Raw genomic sequence first — 3,408 nt, 5'->3', positions numbered from 1 at the left:
GCCGCTTACGCAAACGTAAGCTAATCCAGCTCCCGGCAAAACAAAAGCGGTGCCGTAGCGGAAGACTTTGGGATTTTGCAGCCGCCTGAAAGCGCCTCCTCGACGATGAAATGAAACGATCGGCGCATCGCCTTTGTCTGCCGTGGTTAGCGAAGTCTTGCCCCCGCGCGAGAAAACTTTCGTCAAATTTGAGGCAAGCAGGCTGAATTGCTGGGTTTGTATCCTTAACGAATTTCGGCGTTTACCTCTTGTTTTAGCTTTGTTTTCCTCAAATTAAGCACGCCATTTAACGACGGATTCAAGCCTGCACGGCATTCTCGAAAGCATCGGAAGAGCAGCCGGCAAGACGAAAGAAGGCAGCTCTCGGGAGCCTGACAGGGGCCGGAAAACAGGGGATTGAAATGGCACGTTTTGAAATGCTTGAAGCAGGTTTCGGCGCTATGGGAGCAACTGCCCAGGCCGACATCCTTTTCGAATTGGGCATGATGTATGCGACCGGCCGCGATTGCGAGACCGATGTCGTTGCCGCCCACAAATGGTTCAACATCGCCGCAATCAAGGGCTCGGCCCGCGCCGCCGAGCTGCGCTCGGAACTGTCGGCCGCCATGTCGAAGGTCGAGATCGCCACGGCGCTGCGCGAAGCCCGCGAATGGATGACCATGCACTGAAATCTGCCAATCGCAGACAGATCCATCGAAGACAGGGAAGCTCCGGGATCAAGGCCGCACAGACGGCCAGACCCGGCGAAATTGAAGGCCGCGCAAGACGGTCACGAAGGCAAGGGAAAGAACGCGGCAGGCCGCAAGGCCCAGTCGTGCGCGACACAGGGAAGCTGAGCGGATTTTTAGGCGCGGGGGCGCCTGGAGATTGCTCGACGGGCAAAAAAGCCGCGACCAGCCGGAACAAGGCTGGCGTGGCTTTTTGCGTGGATGACGTCTTGCAGGCCCAATCGAGCGGCGCCAATGCGCCTAGACAGGCCGAATGAAGGATGAAATTGTCCGGCCTCTCTGGAAGAAGCGCGGCCGGGGCGGCCGCGCGTGAGTGGAGGAGTTCTACCATCATGAAAAAATTGAGTATTTTGAACGCGGCCATATTCGGCCTGATGTTGAGCACGCCGGTCGCATTCGCAGACGACATCACCTTTGCGGTGGTGGGCCCGATGACAGGACAGCTCGCCACCATCGGCGATCAGTTCAAGCAGGGCGCACAGGCTGCCGCCGATGCGATCAACGCCGCGGGCGGTGTCGACGGTCGTCAGATCAAGCTGAGCATCGAAGACGACCAATGCGATCCCAAGCAGGCCGTGTCGGTTGCCAACCGCGTCGTCGCCGATGGCGTCAAGTTCATCGACGGCCATGCCTGCTCGGGTTCCAGCATTCCGGCATCAGCTGTCTATGCCGAAGCCGGCGCCTTGATGATGAGCCCGGCCTCGTCAAACCCGGTGCTGACCGATGCGGCAGCCAAGGCCGGCTGGCCGACGATCATGCGCCTTTATACGCGAGACGACGCGCAGGGCGCCTTCATCGGCCCATGGATCGCCAAGAAGTTTGCCGGCAAGAATGTCGTCGTCCTGCATGACAAGAGCGCCTACGGACAGGGCGTGGCTGACGCCGTCAGGGCAACGATGAATGCCGGCGGCCTCAAGGAGGTCTATTATGACGGCATCAACGCTGGCGAGAAGGACTATTCGGCTCTCGTCACCAAGCTCAAGGATTTGAAAGCCGACGTTGTTTATTTCGGCGGCTACCATCCTGAAGCCGGCCTGATCCTGCGTCAGTCGGCGGAACAGAATCTGAAGTTCCAGCTGATCATGCCGGACTCCATCGCCTCGCCGGAATTCTGGCAGGTTGCCGGCCCGGCCGGCGAGGGCACCATGTTCGTCTTCCCGTCGGATCCGCAGGCAAAGCCGGAAGCCAAGGCAGCCGTCGAGAAGATCAAGGCCGGCGGTTTCGTGCCGGAGGGTTTCACGCTGTTCTCTTACGCCACCATCCAGGCTTTCGCCGAAGGCATCAAGCGTGCCGGCAGCGACGACCCGGCCAAGGTTGCCGAAGCGTTGAAGAACGGTACGCCGATCAGCACCGTTGTCGGTGATGTCACCTTCGACGAGAAGGGCGACCTCAAGAATGCCAGCTACGACATCAACCAGTGGCATGACGGCAAATACGCGCCGATCGCGCAGTAATCGCCACCCTGCGACTGGATGGCATAGAGAAATGGCCGGGTTCATCCCGGCCATTTTTTTGCTTCCCCTGTCGTGGCCTTCCGAACCGTCAGCTCACTGCTGTGGTCGCGGCGTTGTGCTCCTCGACGAACCGCACCAGCACCGTTCCGTCGGTGACCTGTGCGCCCTCTGTGGCGATCTCGGCGATCACGCCGTCATGCGGCGCGGCGATGGTGTGCTCCATCTTCATCGCCTCGAGGATCAGCAGCGGCTGGCCCTTGATCACCGTATCGCCTTTTCCCACGCGCACCAGCTTGACCAATCCCGGCATCGGCGCACGCAGGCTGCCGGTGCTTGCCGCCGCCTCATCGGCCCGTGCCAACGGGTCCGGCACGGCGAAGGTGTAGCCAACGGCGCCTTCGAACACGGTAATATGGCCTGGCCAGCGGGCGAGGCGTGGCGTGGCGCGAAAATCATGCGAATTGGTGTCGCCATAGGGCTTGTCCAGCGCGACCTGGAATCGTCCGTCCGCCCGCACCGAAACCTTCGCCGCGATATCGTCTTCGCCGAACTTCAGCCATGTGCGTCGCGCCACGCTGTGGAAATGGGCATAGCCGACAAGCGACGACCACGGATCGTCGGATGACGGGGTTGCGCCGGCACCGGAGGCCGCAAGAGCGGCGGCAGCAATGGTTTCGTCGCTCGGCGGCGGGACGGTCGCCAAGGTTTCTTGGTGTCTGCCAATCAGGCTGGTGTCGACATCGCCTGCAGCAAAATCCGGATCGGCGGCGAGAGCGGCAAGAAAGGCGGTGTTGACGGTCGAGCCGGCGATCTCGGTCCGGGATAGCGCCGCGCCAAGCGCTTCCAGAGCCCCCTGACGGTCCGTGGCGTGGACGATCAGCTTGGCAATCATCGGGTCGTAATAGGGCGAGATGGCGTCACCCGCCCGCACGCCGGTCTCTATGCGCATTGTGGCGCCTTCGGAGGCTGCGTCTGGAAATTTCAGATGATGCAGCGTGCCGGTCGCCGGCAGGAACCCTTTTGCCGCGTCCTCGGCATAAATGCGCGCCTCGAAGGCATGGCCGACGAGCGCGATCTCGCTTTGCGTCTTCGGCAGCTTTTCGCCGCTGGCGACCCGCAACTGCCACTCGACCAGATCGGTGCCGGTTACCATTTCGGTGACCGGATGTTCGACCTGCAGGCGGGTGTTCATCTCCATGAACCAGAAGCGGTCGGCTTTCAGGCCC

Annotated in this window: 3 protein-coding genes; 2 read left to right on the top strand and 1 reads right to left on the bottom strand. The window is 61.4% G+C overall.

All coding sequences use genetic code 11. From position 1 onward, the window contains the following. Positions 1–401: 401 nt before the first annotated feature. The gene (locus EN893_RS24870) at positions 402–668 is read left to right on the top strand and encodes a sel1 repeat family protein (protein ID WP_013532614.1); all 267 of its coding nucleotides are present in this window, start codon (positions 402–404) and stop codon (positions 666–668) included. A gap of 392 nt (positions 669–1,060) precedes the next feature. After that, positions 1,061–2,182, top strand: coding sequence for an ABC transporter substrate-binding protein (locus tag EN893_RS24865; RefSeq protein ID WP_127270990.1), 1,122 nt, complete (start codon positions 1,061–1,063; stop codon positions 2,180–2,182). A gap of 88 nt (positions 2,183–2,270) precedes the next feature. On the opposite strand, the gene EN893_RS24860 is transcribed toward EN893_RS24865, so the two are convergent. Then, positions 2,271–3,408 (bottom strand): biotin/lipoyl-containing protein (locus EN893_RS24860; protein ID WP_348632503.1); only part of this gene is annotated, 1,138 nt, incomplete at its 5' end.

This window comes from Mesorhizobium sp. M7A.F.Ca.CA.004.04.2.1 (assembly GCF_004022825.1).
GTDB lineage: Bacteria > Pseudomonadota > Alphaproteobacteria > Rhizobiales > Rhizobiaceae > Mesorhizobium.
This window is presented reverse-complemented; position numbering and strand designations above follow the sequence as displayed.